General features: G+C 61.1%; 19 protein-coding genes. 12 read left to right on the top strand and 7 right to left on the bottom strand.

The annotated features are described in order from the left end of the window. Positions 1-133: 133 nt before the first annotated feature. Positions 134-1303 (top strand): MFS transporter, encoded by a 1170-nt coding sequence (locus K0F88_RS27925; protein ID WP_094467549.1) that lies wholly within the window; start codon positions 134-136, stop codon positions 1301-1303. 3 nt (positions 1304-1306) lie between these two features. Here the strand turns inward: K0F88_RS27925 and pssA are convergent, their stop codons facing one another. Continuing rightward, positions 1307-2650, bottom strand: a complete 1344-nt coding sequence (pssA, locus tag K0F88_RS27920; protein WP_219097370.1) for a CDP-diacylglycerol--serine O-phosphatidyltransferase — start codon at positions 2648-2650, stop codon at positions 1307-1309. Positions 2651-2876: 226 nt separating this feature from the next. Between pssA and K0F88_RS27915 the strand changes: the two genes are divergently transcribed. Together K0F88_RS27915 and K0F88_RS27910 are read left to right on the top strand one after the other, a co-directional pair. Continuing rightward, positions 2877-3440 (top strand): TetR/AcrR family transcriptional regulator, encoded by a 564-nt coding sequence (locus tag K0F88_RS27915; protein ID WP_094467551.1) that lies wholly within the window; start codon positions 2877-2879, stop codon positions 3438-3440. Positions 3441-3496: 56 nt separating this feature from the next. After that, positions 3497-3973, top strand: coding sequence for a nuclear transport factor 2 family protein (locus tag K0F88_RS27910; RefSeq protein WP_076031053.1), 477 nt, complete (start codon positions 3497-3499; stop codon positions 3971-3973). Between the two features lie 117 nt (positions 3974-4090). Here K0F88_RS27910 and sfnG read toward each other — a convergent pair whose 3' ends face one another. Then, positions 4091-5185, bottom strand: a complete 1095-nt coding sequence (gene sfnG / locus K0F88_RS27905) for a dimethylsulfone monooxygenase SfnG (RefSeq protein WP_374039755.1) — start codon at positions 5183-5185, stop codon at positions 4091-4093. Positions 5186-5540: 355 nt separating this feature from the next. Here sfnG and K0F88_RS27900 point away from each other — a divergent pair, with 355 nt between their 5' ends. Further along, positions 5541-6779: an acyl-CoA dehydrogenase family protein gene (locus K0F88_RS27900; RefSeq protein WP_219097368.1), complete on the top strand. Its 1239-nt coding sequence runs from the start codon at positions 5541-5543 to the stop codon at positions 6777-6779. Between the two features lie 127 nt (positions 6780-6906). After that, positions 6907-7686: a TSUP family transporter gene (locus K0F88_RS27895; protein WP_109631768.1), complete on the top strand. Its 780-nt coding sequence runs from the start codon at positions 6907-6909 to the stop codon at positions 7684-7686. Here the strand turns inward: K0F88_RS27895 and nudC are convergent. The 3 genes from nudC to K0F88_RS27880 form a co-directional block, all read right to left on the bottom strand. Beyond that, positions 7654-8484 carry an NAD(+) diphosphatase gene (nudC, locus tag K0F88_RS27890; RefSeq protein ID WP_219097367.1) on the bottom strand — a complete coding sequence of 277 codons (831 nt, stop codon included), beginning with the start codon at positions 8482-8484 and terminating at the stop codon, positions 7654-7656. The genes K0F88_RS27895 and nudC overlap by 33 nt on opposite strands. 6 nt (positions 8485-8490) lie before the next feature. Then, positions 8491-9303 carry a crotonase/enoyl-CoA hydratase family protein gene (locus tag K0F88_RS27885; protein WP_219097366.1) on the bottom strand — a complete coding sequence of 271 codons (813 nt, stop codon included), beginning with the start codon at positions 9301-9303 and terminating at the stop codon, positions 8491-8493. 151 nt (positions 9304-9454) lie between these two features. Beyond that, positions 9455-10228: a class I SAM-dependent methyltransferase gene (locus K0F88_RS27880; protein ID WP_094467556.1), complete on the bottom strand. Its 774-nt coding sequence runs from the start codon at positions 10226-10228 to the stop codon at positions 9455-9457. 194 nt (positions 10229-10422) lie between these two features. On the opposite strand from K0F88_RS27880, the gene K0F88_RS27875 reads away from it, so the two are divergent. From K0F88_RS27875 to pncA, 4 genes are all read left to right on the top strand, one after another. Beyond that, positions 10423-10953, top strand: a complete 531-nt coding sequence (locus K0F88_RS27875; RefSeq protein WP_094467557.1) for a tetratricopeptide repeat protein — start codon at positions 10423-10425, stop codon at positions 10951-10953. Between the two features lie 66 nt (positions 10954-11019). Further along, positions 11020-11505, top strand: coding sequence for an RNA polymerase sigma factor (locus K0F88_RS27870; protein WP_255141626.1), 486 nt, complete (start codon positions 11020-11022; stop codon positions 11503-11505). Next, positions 11502-12269 (top strand): anti-sigma factor, encoded by a 768-nt coding sequence (locus tag K0F88_RS27865; RefSeq protein ID WP_094467559.1) that lies wholly within the window; start codon positions 11502-11504, stop codon positions 12267-12269. Before K0F88_RS27870 ends, K0F88_RS27865 begins: the two co-directional genes overlap by 4 nt. A 50-nt stretch (positions 12270-12319) precedes the next feature. Beyond that, on the top strand, positions 12320-12949 hold the full coding sequence (gene pncA / locus K0F88_RS27860; protein WP_094467560.1) for a bifunctional nicotinamidase/pyrazinamidase: 630 nt from the start codon (positions 12320-12322) through the stop codon (positions 12947-12949). Positions 12950-13117: 168 nt separating this feature from the next. Here the strand turns inward: pncA and K0F88_RS27855 are convergent, their stop codons facing one another. Beyond that, positions 13118-14419, bottom strand: coding sequence for an ATP-binding protein (locus K0F88_RS27855; RefSeq protein WP_219097365.1), 1302 nt, complete (start codon positions 14417-14419; stop codon positions 13118-13120). Between the two features lie 4 nt (positions 14420-14423). Continuing rightward, on the bottom strand, positions 14424-15125 hold the full coding sequence (locus K0F88_RS27850; protein WP_010459989.1) for a response regulator transcription factor: 702 nt from the start codon (positions 15123-15125) through the stop codon (positions 14424-14426). Between the two features lie 293 nt (positions 15126-15418). Here K0F88_RS27850 and K0F88_RS27845 point away from each other — a divergent pair, with 293 nt between their 5' ends. The 3 genes from K0F88_RS27845 (at position 15419) to K0F88_RS27835 (ending at position 20420) form a co-directional block, all read left to right on the top strand. Beyond that, positions 15419-16576, top strand: a complete 1158-nt coding sequence (locus tag K0F88_RS27845; RefSeq protein ID WP_219097364.1) for an efflux RND transporter periplasmic adaptor subunit — start codon at positions 15419-15421, stop codon at positions 16574-16576. A gap of 14 nt (positions 16577-16590) precedes the next feature. Continuing rightward, entirely contained in the window at positions 16591-19689 is a 3099-nt protein-coding gene (locus tag K0F88_RS27840; RefSeq protein WP_219097363.1) for an efflux RND transporter permease subunit, read from the top strand. An 89-nt stretch (positions 19690-19778) separates the two neighbouring features. Continuing rightward, the gene (locus tag K0F88_RS27835) at positions 19779-20420 is read left to right on the top strand and encodes a DUF1345 domain-containing protein (RefSeq protein ID WP_219097362.1); all 642 of its coding nucleotides are present in this window, start codon (positions 19779-19781) and stop codon (positions 20418-20420) included. Positions 20421-20479: the final 59 nt, after the last annotated feature.

Below are 20479 nucleotides of genomic sequence, written 5' to 3'. Positions count from 1 at the left end.
TGTTTGACACATAACCCTGTGGGAGCGAGCTTGCTCGCGAAGGCATTATCACTGCCACCGATATTCCTCCTGCCTTGCACATAACCCGCGCTAACATCCCCCGCCAATAACAAAAGCTCACGGAAGACTCACCATGACCACCCCTGCCTTCGACCTGCGCCCACTCATGGTCGCCAACATGGCTTGTTCCATGTCGATGATGGCGTTCGTCTCCCTGATCGGGCCGATCGCCCGGGTGTTAGGCCTGGCCACCTGGCAGGCCGGCGCGGCGGTCACGGTGTCCGGGGTGATCTGGATGTTGCTCGCCCGCCCCTGGGGTCAGGCCAGTGACCGCTATGGCCGACGACGGATTCTGTTGATCGCCACAGCCGGCTTCACCCTCGCCTACTGGGCCTTGTGCCTGTTCATCGATGCCTCGTTGCGTTTTCTGCCGTCGGCGCTGTTGGGGTTTATCGGGTTGATGATCGGTCGCGGCCTGATCGGCGTGTTCTATGCCGCGATTCCGGTGGGCGGCAACGCGCTGATCGCCGACAACATCGAGCCGCAACACCGCGCTAAAGCCATGGCGGCCCTTGGCGCGGCCAACGCCTGCGGCCTGGTGATCGGCCCGGCGATTGCGGCGTTGTTGTCGCGCTTCAGTCTGAGCTTGCCGTTCTATGCCATGGCGATCCTGCCGTTGCTGGCGTTTGTGGTGCTGCACTACAAGCTCAAGGGTCAGGAACTGCACCTGCGGCAAGCGCCGCGCAAGGTTCATCTGAACGATCCACGATTGCGCCGCCCAATGGCCGTCGCGTTTGTGGCGATGCTCTGTGTGTCGATTGCGCAGATCACCGTCGGCTTCTTCGCCCTCGACCGACTCGGCATGAACCCGGCCGATGCCGCGCAAACCGCTGGCATCGCCCTGACCATGGTCGGTTTCGCGCTGATCTGTTCGCAACTGGTGGTGCGGCGGCTCGAATGGCCGCCGCTACGGCTGATTCGCGCGGGCGCACTGGTGGCGGCCGTGGGCTTTGCCGGCAGCATCCTGGCGGATGCCGCGTGGGGTTTATGGCTGTGCTTTTTCGTCTCGGCGGGCGGGATGGGGCTGATCTTTCCGTCGTTCGCCGCATTGGCGGCCAACGCGGTCGACGCCTCGGAACAAGGCGCCACCGCCGGTTCGATTGGTGCCGCGCAGGGCTTTGGCGTGGTCATCGGACCGCTGGCGGCGACGCTGATCTACGACATCGAACCGCGCCTGCCCTACCTGGTTGCCGCTGCGCTGTTGCTGCTGGTGGCATTGTGGCCACAGCCTCGGCAGCACTGAGCCTTACAAAATACGATAGAGCAACCGCTCGATCCGCACCCGACTGACACGCTTGAGGAACTTGGCCACCGCTGCCGGGTATTCCAGCAGCGTTTCCAGATCCTGATATCGCTGGATGCGCGTGGTGTTGTGGAAAATCTCGCCCAGTTCTTTACTGCGCGGCTCCAGCAGTTCGCCTTTCGGGTCGTCGATCAGCAACGCGTTCTCAAGATCGAGGCGGAACGCCCGTGGGTTGAGGTTATTACCGGTCAGCAAGGTGTAGCGCTTGTCGATCCACATGCCTTTGAGGTGATAGGTGTTGTCGCCGTCCTTCCACAAATGCAGGTTCAGCTTGCCACTGTCGATGCTGTGTTGATGGCGTTTGGCAAAGCGCCGCAGGCTGATCTCGTAAAGGTACGGCAGCGCGGCGATCACCTTGAACGGCTCACTCGGCGGGATGAAGAAGTCGTTCGCGGTCTTGTCGCCGACCACGATGTCGATTTTCACGCCGCGCCCCAGGGCCCGGTTGATTTCCCGGGTCACCGCCAATGGCAGGTTGAAATACGGCGTGCAGATGGTCAGCTGATGCTGGGCGCTGGCGATCAACTCGCAAATCACTCGGCTCAATGGGTTGTTCTTGCCTACACCGAGCAACGGACTCACCGACAAGCCACCCTTCACCGTGCTGCCGGCCGTGGTGTCATACGCCGCGTGCTTGAGGCGGCTGCGCAAATCGCCGATATCGTTGCGCAGGCTGCGGGTGGTCGGCAGGTTCGGCAGGTCGAGGCGATGGACCGCTTTGGAAGCGATCAGACCGTGCTGAATCAGGTGCTGCATGGAATCGGCCAGCGCGTGGTTCTGCAGCAGGTGATAACGGTCGTAGCGGTACTTGTCGAACTTGTGCAGGTAAACGTTGTTCAGGCTCGCGCCGCTGTAGATCACGCAGTCATCGATCACAAAGCCTTTCAAATGCAGCACGCCAAACAACTCGCGAGTCTGCACCGGCACGCCGTACACCGGCACAACACTTTCGTGGGTGCGAGTCGTTTCCTGATACCAGGCCGAGTTGCCTGGCTGTTTGCCGGCACCGATCAAGCCGCGCTGGGCGCGCAGCCAGTCCACCACCACGACCACGTCCAGTTCCGGACGCGCCAGTTTGGCGGCGTGCAAGGCATCAAGGATTTCCTGACCGGCCTCGTCCTGTTGCAAGTACAGCGCAACGATATAAATGCGTTGGGTGGCACTGGCGATTTTTTCCAGCAGGCAACGACGGAACTCGGCAGCGCCGGAAAGAATGGTGACGGCATCGGCGGTCAGCGGAAAACTGCGCAGTTTAGGCAGCAGAGAGCGTTTGAAAAGCGACGGCATAGGGCTCGCAATGGGTCAATTCCGAATAGCCCGAGAGCTTACACCATGTGTGGCGAGGGGGCTTGCCCCCGTTCGAGTGCGAAGCAGTCGCAAGCCTGCCAGCAAGGTGTGACTGAAGGAACGTTGGGGGCCGCTTCGCAGCCCAACGGGGGCAAGTCCCCTCGCCACAATAGATCTTTCTAAAAACTTGTTGACCAAGGAGAACGATCGTTCTACTGTTCGCCACATGAACGAACTTACCAGCAACGACACACGCGACATCATTCTGGATGTCACCGAAAAGTTGATCTACAAAAGTGGCATCGCCGCCACCGGAATGGATCTTCTGGTGAAAACCGCCGGCGTTTCCAGAAAAAGTATCTACCGCTACTTCGCCAACAAGGAGGAGCTGACCGTCGCCGCCCTGCAACGCCGCGACGTGCGCTGGATGAAGTGGTACCGAAGTGAAGTCGACCAGGCTGAAACCCCGGCCGACCGCCTGCTCAACCTGTTTACCGTGCTCAAGGCCTGGTTCGCCTCTGAAGGCTTCCGGGGCTGCGCGTTCATCAATACCAGCGGTGAAACCGGCGACCCGCTAGACCCGGTTCGCCTGGTTGCCAAAGACCATAAACAGAAGCTGCTCGACTACGTGCGCGAGCTCTGCACCGAACATGGCGCTACCGACCCGGAGATGCTGGCCAAACAGCTGCTGATCCTGATTGACGGCGCCATTACCGTAGCGCTTGTGATGGGTGATCACAGTGCCGCCGATAATGCGCAATGCATGGCGCGAAAGTTATTGGACCTGTAACACTTGAACCAAGCCTGACAACTTGCTGGAACTTTAACTTGAAAGGGAGACTATAAATGTCTAACGCCGAAGTTCGTCCGCCATTGCCGCCGTTTACCCGTGAATCAGCCATTGAAAAAGTTCGCCTGGCCGAAGACGGCTGGAACTCCCGCGACCCGGAACGCGTATCGCTGGCCTACACCCTGGACACCCAGTGGCGTAACCGCGCCGAGTTCGCCTACAACCGCGAAGAAGCCAAAGGTTTCCTGACCCGCAAATGGGCCAAGGAACTGGATTACCGCCTGATCAAGGAACTCTGGGCCTTCACCGGCAACCGCATCGCCGTGCGTTATGCCTATGAATGGCACGACGACTCGGGCAACTGGTTCCGTTCCTATGGCAACGAAAACTGGGAGTTCGATGAAAACGGTTTGATGGCCAACCGGTTTGCCTGCATCAACGACATGCCGATCAAGGAAAGCGACCGCAAGTTCCACTGGCCGCTGGGTCGCCGCCCGGATGATCACCCGAGCCTGTCCGATCTAGGCTTGTAAACACATATCCCACTGTAGGAGCCGGCTTGCTGGCGATAGCGGTCATCCAGTCGACATCATCGTTTACTGACAAACCGCTTCGCCAGCAAGCCGGCTCCTACAGGGATTTTGTGGTGTTCAGGCGACTGCGGTATGTGGTTTCACCTGCGCTTTTGCTTCAAGCTCCCGCACCAACGGCAACACCCGCTTGCCGAAATACTCCACTTCCTCCTGGAAGTGCAGGAACCCCGCCAGCACCAGATCCACGCCCACCGCTTTCAACGCCACGATGCGCTCGGCAATCTGTTGCGGCGTGCCGATCAGGTTGGTCTTGAAGCCATCGTTGTACTGCACCAGATCCTCAAACGTCGACTTCGCCCAGTTGCCCTCGCCCTCTGGCGACGCCCTGCCCGCCTGTTTCGCCGCATCACCAAAGGCATTCACTGCTTCCGGGTCGGCTTGATCGATGATTTGCGCCAGCACCGCCCGGGCCTCTTCTTCCGTGTCGCGAGCGATGACGAACGCGTTCACCCCGACTTTCACCGAATGATGGTTGGCCGCGGCCTTGACGCGAATGTCGTCGACCTGGGCCTTGATCCCTTCAGGCGTGTTGCCATTGGTGAAGTACCAGTCCGACACCCGTGCCGCCATGTCCCGGGCTGCGCGGGAACTGCCGCCCTGGAAGATTTCCGGCTGGCCCAGCGGCTTGGGCTTTAGGCTGTAGTTGTCGAAGCGGTAGAAGTCACCGCGAAAGGTGAAGTTGTCCTGGCTCCAGATGCCTTTGAGCGAGCGGATGAATTCTTCGGAGCGGCGATAGCGCTCGTCGTGTTCCAGCCAGTGTTCGCCAATCGCCTGAAACTCACCCTTGAACCAGCCGCTGACAATATTCACCGCCACTCGGCCGTTTGTCAGCTGATCGATGGTCGCCAGTTGCTTGGCCGCTAATGCCGGTTGCCAAGGGCCAGGCAGGATCGCGGCGATCACTTTGAGTTTGGTGGTTGCGGCCAGCAACGCATGGCTGAAGGCGACCGATTCGTGCTGGAACTCTGCACCGTAGCCTGCGGTGAATCGAATCTGGGTCAGGGCATATTCGAACCCGGCCTCTTCAGCCAGTTGCGCCAGTTTGCGGTTGTAGTCGATGCCCCAGTGGGTGCGTTGCTCGATCTTGCTGACCACCAGCCCGCCGCTGACGTTCGGCACCCAGTAGGCAAATTTGACGGCTTGCTGACTCATTGGCATGTCCTCGGGACGTTGGGAAGTCCTTGGGTCAGAGCAGCAACCGTGCCAGTGCTGAATCGAAACCCGCTACACGACCGCCTCAAGCCAGTTGAAGTCACTGTGGGAGCGGGCTTGCTCGCGAATGCGGTATGTCAGTTAAAGAAGAAGTTGAATGACACACCGAATTCGCGAGCAAGCCCGCTCCCACAGGGATCTCGGTATGTCTGGGGCAACTTGTGGATGCACTGTTGGCGCAGCAACAGTTGCAGTTGGGGAAAAACCGGGCAAGCCAGCAATGCCAGTGCTTTGAATTTCGGCATGGACCGTGCAATCCCCCTTGGCATCCACTGCCGTTCCAAGGAGCCATACCATGACCGAACACCAGGTAATCAATCCTCTGTCCATTGGCACTGACTATGAGGTACTGGCCTCTGGATTCCGCCCGATATTCCAGCGCATCGCCGCCGGTGCCGTCGAGCGCGAACAAACCCGCAGCCTGCCCTTCGAGCCGATTCAGTGGCTCAAGGACGCCGGTTTCGGCGCCGTGCGGGTGCCGGTGGAATATGGCGGTGGCGGCGCGTCCCTGCCTCAATTGTTCGAGTTGCTGATCGAGCTGGCCGAAGCCGACTCCAACGTGCCCCAAGCCCTGCGCGGGCATTTCGCCTTTGTCGAAGACCGCTTGAACTCAGCGCCGGGCCCGGGCCGGGATCTGTGGTTCAAGCGTTTTGTCGACGGTGACCTCGTCGGCAATGCCTGGACCGAAATCGGCAACGTGGCCATCGGCGATGTCATCACCAAGGTCTCGCTCCACGGCGACCAGTGGCGGCTCAATGGCGAGAAGTTCTACAGCACTGGCAGCCTGTTTTCCGACTGGATCGACGTGTACGCCCAGCGCAGCGACACCGGCGGCGATGTGATTGCCGTGGTCCGCACCCGCCAGCCGGGGATCGTGCAGAGCGATGACTGGGACGGTTTCGGCCAGCGCACCACCGGCAGTGGCACCTCGCGGTTTATCGACGCCGACGTGGACGCCGAAAACGTGATCGACTTTGCCACCCGCTTCAAATACCAGACCGCGTTTTATCAGCTGGTGTTGCTGGCAACTCTTGCAGGGATCGGTCGCGCGGCATTGCGCGACGTGGCGCACCAGGTCCGCGAGCGCAAACGCATTTACAGCCACGGCAATGCTCAGCACGTCAGTCAGGATGCGCAGGTTCAGCAAGTGGTCGGTGACATCGCCGCGGGGGTGTACGCCGCCGAAGCAAGTGCCTTGAAGGCGGCGCAACCGGCGCAACAGGCTTACCTGGCGCGGTTCTCGGGGGATGAGGTGCTTGAGCGGGCGGCGAATGTCGCGGCGGAAATCGAATCAGCCAAGGCGCAAGTCGTGGTGTCTGAACTGATCCTGCGAGCGACCACGCAGTTGTTCAATGCGCTGGGCGCTTCGGATGTTCGCGAGGGGAAATCGCTGGATCGGCATTGGCGCAATGCACGCACGGTGTCGTCGCACAATCCGCTGATCTACAAGGCGCGGATTGTCGGGGACTGGACGATCAACGGGACGGAGCCGCCGTTTGTGTGGCAGATCGGGAATGGACCGCAGCCAAAGTGATGTGTTGTCAGGGATGACGCCTGCTCGCGATGAGGTCAGACGGCTCGCCGCAATGTTTGGATCTAGGTAAGATATCGGCCCTTCCCCGCAGCCCCTTTGCTGCACCCCGCCGAATAAGCCGATTTCCATGCCTTTCGAACTCAGCGTTGACCTCACCACCCTGGCCATTCTGGCCTTCGTCGCCTTCATTGCCGGTTTCATCGACGCCATTGCCGGCGGTGGCGGTCTGCTGACCACCCCGGCGCTGTTGACCGCCGGCCTGCCGCCGCACCTGGTGCTGGGCACCAACAAGCTGAGTTCGACCTTCGGCTCCGCCACCGCCAGTTTTACCTTCTACCGCCGCAAGCTGTTCCATCCCCGGCAGTGGGTGCACGCCATCGTCGGTACGCTGGTCGGTGCGCTGACCGGTGCCGTGGTCGCGCATTACCTGCCGGCCGAATGGCTGAACAAAATGCTCCCGGTGATTGTGTTTGCCTGTGGCCTGTACCTGTTGTTCGGCGGCACTCCAAAAGCGCCGCTGGACAGCGATGCGCCGATCAAGAAGAAGTGGCAATCGACCCAAGGCTTCAGCCTCGGTTTCTACGACGGCGTGGCCGGCCCGGGCACCGGCGCGTTCTGGACCGTCAGCAGTATGCTGATGTATCCGATTGACCTGGTGAAGGCCAGCGGCGTAGCGCGCAGCATGAACTTCGTCAGCAACATCGCGGCGCTGTCGGTGTTTGTGTTTTCCGGGCAGGTGGACTGGATCATCGGCCTGAGCATGGGGCTGTCGGTGATGGTCGGCGCATTCTTCGGGGCTCGCACCGCCATCAGCGGCGGCGCGAAGTTCATTCGCCCGGTGTTCATCACCGTGGTGCTGGGCTTGACCGTGCGGCTAGCCTGGCAACACTGGTTCAGCGTGGCCTAAGCGCCGCGCCACGTAGACGTCGATGAGGTAACGGGCAATCGAGCGTGACGCCGGCAAGGGCGGCAACGCGTGAACGTTGAACCACTGGGCGTCTTCGATCTCGTCTTCCTGACAGACAATCTCGCCACCGGCGTACTCGGCGTGAAAACCGAGCATCATCGAATGCGGGAACGGCCAGCACTGGCTGCCCAGGTACTGGATGTTCTTGACCTCGATCTGCACCTCCTCGCGCACCTCGCGAATCAGGCAGTCCTCGGCTGACTCGCCCGGCTCGGCAAACCCCGCCAACGTGCTGTAGACCCCGGTCACGAAGCGTGGCGAACGGGCCAACAGCACCTCATCGCCCCGGGTCACCAGCACAATCATGCTCGGCGAGATGCGCGGGTAATAACGCAAATCACACGGTTCGCAGTACATCGCTCGCTCACGGGGAACTTGCTTCGCCGCCTGCCCGCAATTTCCACAAAAGCGATGCTCGCGGTACCAGGTGCCGATCTGTGCGGCATAACCGAGCACCTTGTACACCGTGTGATCGCCGTCGAGCATGAACGCCCGCAGGCCTTTCCAGTTGCAGCCCGGCACTTCGCTGTGGCTACGCAGTTCCAGCAGATAGACCGGTTCGCCATCCAGGTGACCGATGCCATGTTCGGCCAGGATCGACAGGTCCTGGCGCTTGAGCCATTCGCGAGGGAACAGCGCGCCATTGTCGTCGAACAGAAAGCCTTCGGGGCTGCGAGCCACGGCCCAGCCGCCGGGTTGATCGGTGTCCAGTACAGCGGTGGTCCAGCGTGAAGTCATTTTTAATCAGTCCAGAAATTCGGGTTTCTGTTTGCTCATGTGGGCGGCCATGGCCACGCGCAAATCGGTGGATTGCAGCATGGCGGCGTTCCAGGTGGCGACGTATTCGAGGCCGTCGTCGATGCGGTGATCGCGCATGTAGCTGATCATCGCTTTGGTGCCGGTGACCGCAATCGGCGACTTGCTGGCGATTTCCCGGGCAATGCCCATCACCCCGTCCAACAGGCTGGCATTGTCGCTGTAAACGCGATTGACCAGACCGATGTTGCGCGCTTCCTCGGCGCCAAAGGTGCGACCAGTGTAAGCCAGTTCACGCAGCATGCCGTCACCGATGATCCGCGGCAAGCGTTGCAAAGTGCCAACATCGGCGGCCATGCCGATGTCAATTTCCTTGATCGAGAATTGCGCGTCCTCGGCGGCGTAACGCATGTCACACGCGGCAATCAGGTCGATGGCGCCGCCCAGGCAATAGCCCTGAATCGCCGCCAGCACCGGCTTGCGGCAGTTATCGACGGCGTTGAACGACGCTTGCAGGGCGAGGATCTTACGGCGCAGCAGGCGTGCATTGCGGCCAACGTCCTTGCCCAGTTCATTGGCCACCCCGGCCAGCATCATCAGGTCGATGCCGGAGGAAAAATGCTTGCCGGCGCCACTGAGTACAACAACCCGCGCTTCATCGGTGTCGTCGAGCCACTGGAAAATCTCGATGATCTCGCTCCAGAACGCGGCGTTCATCGAATTGATCTTTTCCGGGCGGTTGATCTGCACATGGGCGATTTTATCGGCCAGTTCGACGGTGAACGCGGTGTACTGAGACATGGCAGTGATCCTTTTACCGGGCAAAAATGAGGACCGGACTATAACAAGGCATTGCGTGGGGGAGTAAGGCAGTGGTTCGGCCAAAAGCGGGACTGGCTTCAGAATCCCGTGGGTCTGGGCTGGCCTACTCGCGATGGGCCGCACCGCCGATCTAACTGCCCTTCACCGCCACAAACGCCACGGTTTCATAAGGCACGGTCACCACATCCTTGCCGCGCAGCTCAGGCTCCGCGGCAATCAACGCCCGCATCTGTTCATCGACCTTTTGCCGCTGCTCCTCGGGCAACGCCGCAATAAAACTGGTCGAGCGCACGCGATTGAAGATCACATCCTCCGGCGCGCCCGTGTGCCCATGGCTGAAATGCCGGACCTGCAACGGCCTGAACGCCGGATGAGGAAAGGCCTGACGCCAGGCTCCCGTGTAGTAGCGCGGCGTATCGCCTTCCAGCGCGTTGACGATCGCATCCAGTTTCGGCACCCAACTCACTTTGGTATCGCGCAGGTTCCACACCAGGCCCAGCTTGCCGCCGGGCTTGAGGACCCGGGCGATTTCGGTCAGCGCTTCGGTGCTGGCAAACCAGTGAAAGGCTTGGGCGCAGACCACCACGTCCACTGAAGCATCCGGCAGTGGCAAATCCGTGGCGGTGCCGCTCACCGCCAACACATCGGGGAACGCGTCGGACAACCTCTCAAGCATCTGCGGCACCGGTTCCACGGCAATCACCTGCGCGCCGGTCGCGACCAGGCGCCCGGTGAATTTACCGGTGCCCGCGCCCAGATCGATCACGGTTTTGTCCGCGTTCAATCCCAGGGTATCGCTCAGCCACTCGGCCACTTGCGGCGGATAGTCCGGGCGGCCGCGAACGTAGGCGTCGGCCCCCGATTTGTAGCCCGCTGCGGCAGAATGATGGACCTGATCTTTCATGGCAGTGCTCCCGATCGACAACGAATGCTGTCGAGCATAGCGCCTCGATTTGCGCTTTCCCCGCCAAAGAAATGAATAATTGTTCACCCTGCGGTGTTCTCCAATCAACGCCCCATGAGAATTGCCCTTGAGGCCGCCGCATGCTGCCGGGGCGTGGTTTACACTGAATCGAATCAACTCGCCGAGCATTTTCCATGACTATCCGTTTTGCTCTTTTCACCACCCCGCTGTTGCTCGCCGTTGCGTTGTCCGGTTCACTGGCCCTGGCCAATGGCGAAGATGACGCCCCGGCCAAACCCAACTGCCCCAAAGGCCAGGTGTTCGACACCAAGTCGCAGAAGTGCGTCATGCAGACCAGCAGCCTGGTCCCGGACGCCGACCGCACCGATTACGCCTACCGCCTGGCCAAGGACGGTCGCTACGAAGAAGCCCTGGCCCTGCTCGATACGCTCAAGAATCCGAACACGGCCAAGGCCCTGAACTACCGCGGCTATGCCACGCGTAAACTGGGGCGTACCGACGAAGGCATCGGTTATTACCTGCAATCGGTCAAACTCGACCCGCAGTATGCGCAAGTGCGTGAATACCTCGGCGAGGCTTACGTGATCAAAGGTCGGCTGGACCTGGCGCAAGAGCAATTGCAGCAGATCAAATCGATCTGTGGCAGCACGTGTGAGGAATATCAGGACCTGGCCGAAGCCATCAACGATTCATCGAAAACCTGACACACCGGACAGACGGAGGTCGCCATCGCCAGCGATCAGGCAATACGAACAGAACTGGGCCAGCATTTGGCGCGTTTATGGCGTTACGGCCTGTTGCTGTCCCGGCAACGGCATGTGGCCGAAGACCTGGTGCAAGCCACCTGCGTTCGGGCACTTGAACGTGCCGGGCAGTTTGTCCCTGGCACTCGCATGGACCGCTGGTTGTTGAGCATTCTGCATTCGATCTGGCTCAACGAAGTGCGCTCCCGACGGGTGCGCCAGGGTCAGGGCCTGGTCGATGCCGATAGCCAGTTGTCGTTTGACGGAGAATCCGTGGCGCAGACCCATGTGCTCGCCGCCCAGGTCATCCGCCGCGTCGACGCACTGCCCGAGGCCCAGCGTGAAACGGTGTACCTGGCATACGTTGAAGGCCTGTCGTATCGCGAAGTCGCCGAGGTGCTGCAAGTGCCCATCGGCACCGTCATGAGCCGCCTCGCCGCCGCACGGGTGAAACTGGCCGAATATCCGCCACTGCACACAGTGCCGAACCCTTTCACGGGAGAACGTCGATGAACGAGCGCGCGATACCTTCGGACGAGCAACTGGTGGCGTACCTCGACGATCAGCTCGACGCCGACCAGCGCACCCGCATCGACGCAGCCGTCGCCGAAGACTCGACACTCAACTTGCGCCTGCAATGGCTGGCCCGCAGCAGCCTGCCGTTCAAGGAAGCCTACGACGAACTGGCCCAACAAGCGCCCGTCGACCGCTTGCAATCGATGCTCGACACCTTGCCTTCGCCCGAACGCCCTGCCATGAATCGACGCTGGTTCCTCGCCGCTGCGGCGAGCCTGGTGGTGAGCGGCGTGGTGGCGGATCGATTGTTCCTTGCCTGGCAATTGAGCCAGGAAAAGAGCAACTGGCGGGGCCTGGTCGCCGACTATATGTCGCTGTACGTGCCGCAAACCCTGGAACATTTGCCCGAAGATGAAGCCTCACAACGGGCGCAACTGCGAACAATCGACGCGCGCCTGGGCCTGAGCCTGACGCCTGCGCAACTGGCCCTGCCACGGTCCGAATTGAAGCGCGCGCAGATCCTCGAATACGACGGCATGCCGATCGCGCAGATTACTTATCTGGACCCGGCACATGGTCCGATTGCCTTGTGCGCCAAGCGCTCCAACAGTGGCAGCCGGCATTTCGCCCATGAAATTCGACACAGGATGAATGTGGTGTATTGGGCAGACATGGAACATGCGTGGATGCTGATCGGGCATAACCCGGCAGCGGAACTGGAAGGCATGGCGAAGTTGTTGCGAAGTCGACTTAGCGTGTGAGCGAAGTTGTCCTATGCTTGGCGTCTGTTTTTCCAAGGAGGAACCTACCCATGCCAAACCCTTCTCGCACAGCCTTGCTGGTCATCGACGTACAGAACGACTTCATCCCCGGCGGCCAACTGCCGGTGCCTGAGGGCGACCTGATCGTGCCCTTGATCAACCGCCTCGGTGGCCAGTTCAAACAGGTCATCATCGCCCAGGACTGGCACCCGCCCGGCCACGCCTCGTTTGCTTCAAGCCATCCCGGCCGCAAGCCTTACGAGGTCATCGAGCTGCCTTACGGCCCGCAAATACTGTGGCCGGATCATTGTGTTCGAGCGACAGACGGGGCCGGGTTGCACAAGGATCTGGACCTGCCCCACGCACAACTGATCATCCGCAAAGGCTGTAACCCGGACATCGACAGTTATTCGGCGTTTCTGGAAGCGGATCGCACGACCACCACCGGGCTGGCCGGCTATCTGAAAGAACGTGGCATCGACACCGTTTACCTGGTCGGACTGGCACTGGATTTCTGCGTGATGTTCTCGGCGCTGGATGCGCGGGCGGCGGGGTTCAATGCGTTTGTGGTAATGGATGCGTGCCGCGCGATTGATCTGGACGGCTCGCTGGCGGCGGCGATCGAGCGGATGCAAGTGGCAGGGGTCGGGTTGATTCCCTCCACCGAAGTGCCAGGCTAACCCCCTTGTAACAGCTGCCGAGCAGCGCGAGGCTGCGAAGCAGTCGTAAAACCAGGCAGCCGGTTCTATCAGGAAAACCGCGTACACAGGATTTGCGAGGACTGGTGTCGAGCGCGACCCTGGCTCGAACGAAGCCTCGCAGGCTCGACAGCTGCTACATCGCGTGCGTCAGGCGGCGGTAGGCAGCCACAAACGAAAACGCGCACCACCCAATGGCGAAGGCTCCACCGTCAGCGTCCCACCCTGCGCTTCCAGCGCCCGACGACTGATCGCCAGCCCCAGACCAAACCCGCCCGTGGCCCGATCCCGGCTACGATCCAGCCGATAGAACGGTTCAAAGATCCGCTCGCGCTCATCGTCGGGAATGCCGATGCCGTCGTCATCGACCCAGATTTCGCAGCCTTTCGGACAGACCTTTACGCCAATCTGAATGCGCTTTTCGCAATAGCGCATGGCGTTGCGCAGCAGGTTTTGAATGGCACGAGCCGTCAGTCGCGGGTCCAGCACGAAGCGCTCGAGTTGCCCATGCAGCAGCACGTCGATCACGATGTCCGGCGACTCCAGTTCTTCATCGACACTGCCCAGAATGCTGTCGATAAACTCGTCCAGCGACACTTCGACCTGTTCCGGCAGCCGCGCCGGGTTTTGCAGTCGGCTGTAGGACAGCAACTCCAGGACCAATTCATCCAGTTCCCGTATGTGCGCGACCAGCCCCAGCAGCCGCTCGCGACTGGCGGCCGGCAAGTCGTCGGACAGCGCCAGGGCCAGGCCGAAGTCCAGGCGCGTCAGCGGAGTGCGCAGTTCGTGGGACACCGCGTTGAGCAAGTCGCGCTGTTGGTTGAGCAGGTTTTCTATATCGCCGGCCATGGTGTCGAAGACGTTGGCAAGGCTGCCGATGTTGGAGTGTGGGGAAATCTGCGTGCGCTCGCCGAGGTGACCTTTGCCGAAACGTTCGGCGGTGCCTTTGAGGCGCTCCAGGTCCCGCCAGTGCGGGCGTAGCCACAGCAACAGGCAGGCGAGCATCGTCGCGCCGATCAGGACGTTGATGCTCCAGTACAACAGGCTGACGTCCATCGGGTCCGGCGGCACGACCATTTCGACAACGCTCTGCGGGTTCAGCGGCGCCACGGCGAGTGTGCGCCAGCCCCAGTCGCCGATGCGCACGACGTTCTCGCCACGCTGTAATCGCTGGCGTTCGTCGAGGGTGAAATCGGGGTCGTCATGGCGGGTGAGGACGATGCGCAGCGGGGCGAATTCCTTGTCCATCTCGCTCGCCAGCGCCGGCCACTGCGCTTCGGGCACAGCGTGGAACTGTTTGACGATGAGGGTTTGCAGCCCGCGCGAATAATCGAGGTTATAGGTGACGAACCGTTCATGGAAAACCTTGATGACCAAGTCCGGCACCAGGTAAATCGCCGCGCTGAACGAGACGATGGTCACCAGGTACAGGCGAAACAGGATCCTGAACATCGTCTCAGCATTCCCACTCGGAACGGCTGAACAGGTAGCCCTTGCCCCACACGGTCTTGATCTTGCGCGCCTCGCCTGCGTGGTCGTCGAACTTGCGCCGCAGCTTGGAAATCGCCACGTCCACCGAGCGGTCGGTGCCGTTGAATTCGATGCCGCGCAGGCGTTGCAGGATCTGGTCGCGGCTCAGCACTTCGCCGGCATGTCGGGCCAGCACCACCAGCAGGTTGTATTCACCGCTGGACAGTTCCACCAGCTGATCGCGCCAAGTCACGGTGCGCTCGGACAGGTCGATGCACAGGTTGCCCATGAGAATGCGGTCGTTGGCGGTCTGCGGTTCGCTGAGGCTGCTGCGGCGCAACAGCGTGCGCACGCGGGCCAGCAGGACGCGGGGCTCGCAGGGTTTGGTGACGTAATCGTCGGCGCCCATTTCCAGGCCCAATACCTGATCGTGGCTGTCGTCGCGGGCGGTGAGCATCAGGATCGGCAGCGTGGCCGAATCCGCCCGCAGCAAGCGGCAGACTTGCAGGCCATCAAGCCCCGGCAGCATCAGGTCGAGGATCACCAAGTCCGGCGGATTGACCCGCGCCCGCTCGCGCACGTGGTCGCCACGGCTGATGACACTGACTGAATAGCCATTGCGTTCCAGGTAGCTGGCAATCAGTTCGGAGAGCGCGGTGTCGTCTTCGACCAGGAGGATGTTGGGCATGGGTGTTTCCAGAAAGTGCAGTGGCGCCCGGTCAGGCCTCATCGCGGTCAAGCCCGCTCCCACAGTGTTCGGTGGTGTTCACAAAGTCTGTGCTCACACCAAATCTCTGTGGGAGCGGGCTTGCCCGCGATGGCGGCCTGTCAGGCGCAAAAAGTTTCAAGCGGCCAAGGATATACGCCCCCGCACGCCCGTGAGCAAAACCCTTACACAATTTCACACAGCACCAACAAAGCTTCACCGCTACTCTCCTCGCCTCCCCGTAGGATGCGGGCAGTCATTATTGGGGTAATTACATGTCAAAGAACCTGCTTGCCAAGCTCAGCCTGATGGCGCTGGCGTTGACGCTGAGCGCTTGTGACAAGTCCTCGAACGCTGAAGAACAGGCGCCTCTGGCCACGGTTCGTGTCGAAACCGTCGAAGCCCGGCCCCTGTCGATCACCAGCGAACTGAGCGGGCGGATTGCCGCGCCACGGATTGCCGAAGTCCGCGCCCGGGTCGCCGGCGTCGTGTTGCAACGCACCTTTCGCGAAGGCAGCGACGTCAAAAAAGGCGATGTGCTGTTCCGAATTGACCCGGCACCCTTCAAGGCTGACCTCGACAGTGCCGAAGCCGCGCTGCGCAAGGCTGACGCCAACGCGTTCCAGGCCAGATTGCAGGAGCAGCGTTATGCCCAGTTGATCGAAGGCAATGCCATCAGCGGCCAGGATTACGACAACGCCCGGGCCAGTGCCCGGCAAACCGCCGCCGATGTCGCCGCCAGCAAAGCCGCTGTGGACCGGGCGAAGCTCAACCTAGGTTACGCCACTGTCACTGCACCGATTTCCGGGCGCATCGGCCGCGCGCTGGTGACCGAAGGCGCACTGGTCGGGCAGAACGAAACCACGCCGCTGGCACTGATCCAGCAGCTGAACCCGATTCACGCCGACCTGACCCAATCGACCCGCGAACTCAACGACCTGCGCCGCGCCTTCCGTTCCGGCCAGTTAAAGGAGGTGGGTCAGGGCCAGGCCAAAGCCACGCTGATCCAGGATGATGGCAGCCTCTACCCGCTGCCCGGCAAGCTGCTGTTCACCGACATCACCGTCGACCCGGGCACCGGCCAGATCATCGTGCGCAGCGAATTCCCCAACCCGGACCTCGATCTGCTGCCGGGCAGCTTCGTGCGTGTGCGCCTCGAACAAGCCGTCAATCAGCAAGGCATCAGCGTGCCGCAGCGGTCCATTCAGCGTGACAGCGCCGGTATTGCCCAGGTGTTGGTGATTGACGCCGAACAGCGCATCGGCCAGCAAACGGTAGAACTGGGCGCGGTACAGAACGATCGCTGGATCGTCACCGGCGGCCTCAAACCCGGCGACCGCATCGTCACCGAAGGCCTGCAACACGCCAAGCCCGGTGAGAAAGTCCAGATCGACAACACCCCTCTTCCACTTGCCCAGGTTTCTGGTCAGTAAGCAGGACGCTTTTTATGCCGCAGTTCTTTATCGATCGCCCGGTGTTCGCCTGGGTGGTTGCCCTGTTCATCTTGCTGGCCGGCGCATTGGCCATTCCTCAGTTGCCGGTGGCGCAATACCCTGACGTCGCACCGCCGCAGATCGAAATCTACGCCGTTTACCCCGGCGCCTCGGCGCAGACCATCGACGAGAGCGTGGTCAGCCTGATCGAGGAAGAGCTCAACGGCGCCGATCATCTGCTGTATTTCGAATCCCAGAGCAGCCTCGGCAGCGCCACCATCAAAGCCACTTTCCAGCCGGGCACCAACCCGGAGATGGCCCAGGTCGATGTGCAGAACCGCCTGAAAGTCGTGGAGTCGCGGCTACCGCAAGCGGTCAATCAGCAAGGCTTGCAGGTGGAGAAAGTCTCCGCCGGTTTCCTGTTGCTGATCACCCTGACCTCCAGTGACGGCAAGCTCGACGATGTGGCGCTCAGTGATTACCTGGCGCGCAACGTGATGAACGAGATCAAGCGTCTGGACGGCGTCGGCAAGGCCCAGTTGTATGGCGCCGAACGGGCGATGCGCATCTGGATCGATCCGCAGAAGCTGATCGGTTTCAACCTGACCCCGGCCGACGTCAACGCCGCCATCGTCGCGCAAAATGCCCAGGTCTCCGCCGGCAGCATCGGCGATTTGCCGACGCGCTCTACCCAGGAAATCACCGCGACCATTCTGGTGAAAGGCCAATTGTCGACGCCGGAAGAATTCGCCGACATCGTCCTCAAGGCCAACCCCGACGGTTCCACCGTGCGCATCAAGGACGTGGCGCGGGTCGAGATCGGCAGTCAGGAATATCAGTTCGGCACGCGCCTGAATGGCAAGCCTTCCACCGCCGTCAGCGTGCAGTTGGCGCCGGGCGCCAATGCGCTGAGCACCGCGACCCTGGTGCGAGCGAAGATGGATGAACTGGCGCGCTACTTCCCGGCGAACGTGGAATACAAGATTCCTTACGACACCTCGCCGTTCGTTAAAGTCTCGATCACCAAAGTGGTTTACACCCTTGGCGAGGCGATGCTGCTGGTGTTTGCGGTGATGTTCCTGTTCCTGCAGAACATCCGCTACACGCTGATCCCGACGCTGGTGGTGCCGGTGGCGCTGATGGGCACGTTCGCGACCATGTTGGCGCTGGGGTTCTCGATCAACGTACTGACCATGTTCGGCATGGTCCTGGCCATCGGCATTCTGGTGGACGACGCCATCGTGGTGGTCGAGAACGTCGAGCGGATCATGGCCAGCGAGGGCCTGTCGCCCAAAGAGGCGACGCGCAAGGCAATGAAGCAGATCACCGGGGCGATCATCGGCATCACCCTGGTGCTGGTGGCGGTGTTCATTCCGATGGCGTTCATGCAGGGTTCGGTCGGGGTGATTTACCGACAGTTCTCGCTGTCGATGGCCACCTCGATCCTGTTCTCGGCGTTCCTTGCGCTGACCTTGACCCCGGCGTTGTGCGCGACGCTGCTCAAGCCGATTGCCAAGGGCGAGCACCACGAAAAGAGCGGATTCTTTGGTTGGTTCAACCGTGGTTTCGATCGTTTGACCGAGCGTTATCAAGGTTGGGTGGCCTATGCACTGAAACGCACAGGCCGTTATCTGCTGATCTACGGCGTGCTGCTGATCGGTCTGGGCCTGTGTTTCAGTCGCCTGCCCTCCTCGTTCCTTCCGGTTGAGGATCAGGGCTACACCATCACCGACATTCAGCTACCGCCAGGTGCGAGCAAAAACCGCACGGTCCAGGTCGTGGAGCAGATTGAAGCGCACAACGCCACAGAACCGGGTGTCGGCGACAGCACGGTGATTCTCGGTTTCAGTTTTTCCGGCAGCGGACAAAACGCCGCACTCGCGTTTACCACGCTGAAGGATTGGTCGGATCGGGGCAGCGACGACTCGGCGAGTTCGATTGCCGACCGTGCCAACATTGCGCTGAGCCAGATAAAGGATGCGGTGGCCTTCTCGGTGCTGCCGCCGCCGGTTGACGGTCTCGGCACCTCCAGCGGTTTCGAGTTCCGCTTGCAGGACCGTGGCGGTCTCGGTCATGCCACGTTGATGAAGGCCCGCAGCGAATTGCTCGCCGCCGCCGAGAAAAGCCCGATCCTGATGAACGTGCGCGAAAGCGCGCTGGCCGAAGCGCCGCAGGTGCAGCTGGAAGTCGACCGCAAGCAGGCCAACGCCCTGGGCGTGTCCTTTGCCGACATTGGCAATGTGCTGTCCACGGCAGTCGGCTCGGCTTACATCAACGACTTCCCCAATCAGGGGCGGATGCAACGGGTGGTGGTTCAGGCTGAAGGCGATCAACGCAGTCAGGTGGACGATCTGCTGAAGATCCACGTGCGTAACGACGGCGGAAAAATGGTGCCGCTGTCGGCCTTCGTCCAGGCGAAATGGACCCAGGGCCCGGCGCAGTTGACCCGTTACAACGGTTACCCGGCGATCAGCATTTCCGGCGAGCCGTCGCCTGGCCACAGCACCGGCGAAGCCATGGCGGAAATCGAGCGCCTGGTTGCGCTCGGCCCGGCAGGGTTGGGTCAGGAGTGGACAGGGTTGTCGTTGCAGGAACGTTTGTCCGGCAGTCAGGCACCGATTCTGCTCGGGCTGTCGTTGTTGATCGTGTTCCTGTGTCTGGCGGCGTTGTATGAGAGTTGGTCGATTCCGACGTCGGTGCTGTTGGTGGTGCCGCTGGGTGTGCTCGGCGCCGTGCTCGCCGTGACCTTTCGCGGGATGCCCAACGACGTGTTCTTCAAGGTCGGGCTGATCACCATCATCGGCCTGTCGGCGAAGAACGCGATCCTGATCATCGAGTTCGCCAAGAGCCTGTACGACGACGGGCATGACTTGATCGACGCCACGCTGCAAGCCGCGCGCCTGCGATTGCGGCCGATTGTGATGACGTCGCTGGCATTCATTCTTGGTGTCGTGCCGTTGGCGATTGCGACCGGGGCCAGTTCGGCGAGTCAGCAAGCCATCGGCACCGGGGTGATTGGCGGGATGATCACCGCGACGCTGGCGGTGGTGTTTGTGCCGGTGTTTTTTGTGGTGGTGATGAAGCTGGTCCGCAAGCGCCATAAAGACATCTGACCCACCGGGGGCGTGTTGTTTTCTCCAGTGTGGTCAGAACAGACCACACTGGACTAAGGTGTTTGCATACCCTGGTCCATCGAGCACCCATGCCCTTTCTCGCCCGCACCCACCCTCGTCTGTCCGCTGCCGCCACCCTTGGCGTCGCGGCAGGCATTTTGGCTCCCGCCGATTCGATCATCAGCAAAATCCTCATTGGCTGGAATGTCGGGGTCTGGACCTACCTGATCCTGATGTTTTGGCTCGCCGCCCGCGCCAAGGCGCCGGACGTGAAACGCATTGCCGAGATCGAAGACGAAAACGCCGGGCTGGTGTTGTTCGTAGTGTGCATAGCCGCCATTGCCAGCCTCGCGACCATCACCTTCGAACTGGCCGGCAGCAAGGACATGGAAACCACCCGCAAGCTCCTGCATTACGGCTTCACCGCACTAACGGTCATCGGTTCATGGCTGCTGATCGGGGTGATTTTCAGCGTGCATTACGCTCGTCTTTTCTACACCTGGGACGGCAAGGACCTGGCGTTGCGTTTCGCTGAAGGACTGGAAACGCCCAACTACTGGGACTTCCTGTATTTCTCTTTCACCATCGGCGTGGCGGTGCAGACTTCGGACGTGGGCGTGGCGACTCGGAGCATGCGCAAGATTGTGCTGGCGCAATCATTGATCGGTTTTTTGTTCAACACGGCGATTCTGGGGTTCTCGATCAATATTGCGGCAGGGTTGTTTAACTGATGGCTGCACAAACGTTCTAGTCATTGTTCCCGGCGTGCGCGTTAAATAAGTCGGCAATC

Source organism: Pseudomonas sp. UMAB-40, from assembly GCF_900095275.1.
GTDB classification, from domain to species: Bacteria; Pseudomonadota; Gammaproteobacteria; order Pseudomonadales; family Pseudomonadaceae; genus Aquipseudomonas; species Aquipseudomonas mandelii_B.
The sequence above is the reverse complement of the archived record's forward strand: the minus strand, read 5'-3'. Positions and strand labels throughout refer to the sequence as shown.

Coding starts and splice junctions, on each gene's coding strand:
- sfnG (WP_374039755.1), bottom strand. CDS start 5,185: ATGAGTCAGCAAGCCGTCAAATTTGCCTACTGGGTGCCGAACGTCAGC.
- K0F88_RS27875 (WP_094467557.1), top strand. CDS start 10,423: ATGACTATCCGTTTTGCTCTTTTCACCACCCCGCTGTTGCTCGCCGTT.
- K0F88_RS27895 (WP_109631768.1), top strand. CDS start 6,907: ATGCCTTTCGAACTCAGCGTTGACCTCACCACCCTGGCCATTCTGGCC.
- K0F88_RS27880 (WP_094467556.1), bottom strand. CDS start 10,228: ATGAAAGATCAGGTCCATCATTCTGCCGCAGCGGGCTACAAATCGGGG.
- K0F88_RS27855 (WP_219097365.1), bottom strand. CDS start 14,419: ATGTTCAGGATCCTGTTTCGCCTGTACCTGGTGACCATCGTCTCGTTC.
- nudC (WP_219097367.1), bottom strand. CDS start 8,484: ATGACTTCACGCTGGACCACCGCTGTACTGGACACCGATCAACCCGGC.
- pncA (WP_094467560.1), top strand. CDS start 12,320: ATGCCAAACCCTTCTCGCACAGCCTTGCTGGTCATCGACGTACAGAAC.
- K0F88_RS27915 (WP_094467551.1), top strand. CDS start 2,877: ATGAACGAACTTACCAGCAACGACACACGCGACATCATTCTGGATGTC.
- K0F88_RS27910 (WP_076031053.1), top strand. CDS start 3,497: ATGTCTAACGCCGAAGTTCGTCCGCCATTGCCGCCGTTTACCCGTGAA.
- K0F88_RS27850 (WP_010459989.1), bottom strand. CDS start 15,125: ATGCCCAACATCCTCCTGGTCGAAGACGACACCGCGCTCTCCGAACTG.
- K0F88_RS27835 (WP_219097362.1), top strand. CDS start 19,779: ATGCCCTTTCTCGCCCGCACCCACCCTCGTCTGTCCGCTGCCGCCACC.
- K0F88_RS27900 (WP_219097368.1), top strand. CDS start 5,541: ATGACCGAACACCAGGTAATCAATCCTCTGTCCATTGGCACTGACTAT.
- K0F88_RS27840 (WP_219097363.1), top strand. CDS start 16,591: ATGCCGCAGTTCTTTATCGATCGCCCGGTGTTCGCCTGGGTGGTTGCC.
- pssA (WP_219097370.1), bottom strand. CDS start 2,650: ATGCCGTCGCTTTTCAAACGCTCTCTGCTGCCTAAACTGCGCAGTTTT.
- K0F88_RS27865 (WP_094467559.1), top strand. CDS start 11,502: ATGAACGAGCGCGCGATACCTTCGGACGAGCAACTGGTGGCGTACCTC.
- K0F88_RS27925 (WP_094467549.1), top strand. CDS start 134: ATGACCACCCCTGCCTTCGACCTGCGCCCACTCATGGTCGCCAACATG.
- K0F88_RS27845 (WP_219097364.1), top strand. CDS start 15,419: ATGTCAAAGAACCTGCTTGCCAAGCTCAGCCTGATGGCGCTGGCGTTG.
- K0F88_RS27885 (WP_219097366.1), bottom strand. CDS start 9,303: ATGTCTCAGTACACCGCGTTCACCGTCGAACTGGCCGATAAAATCGCC.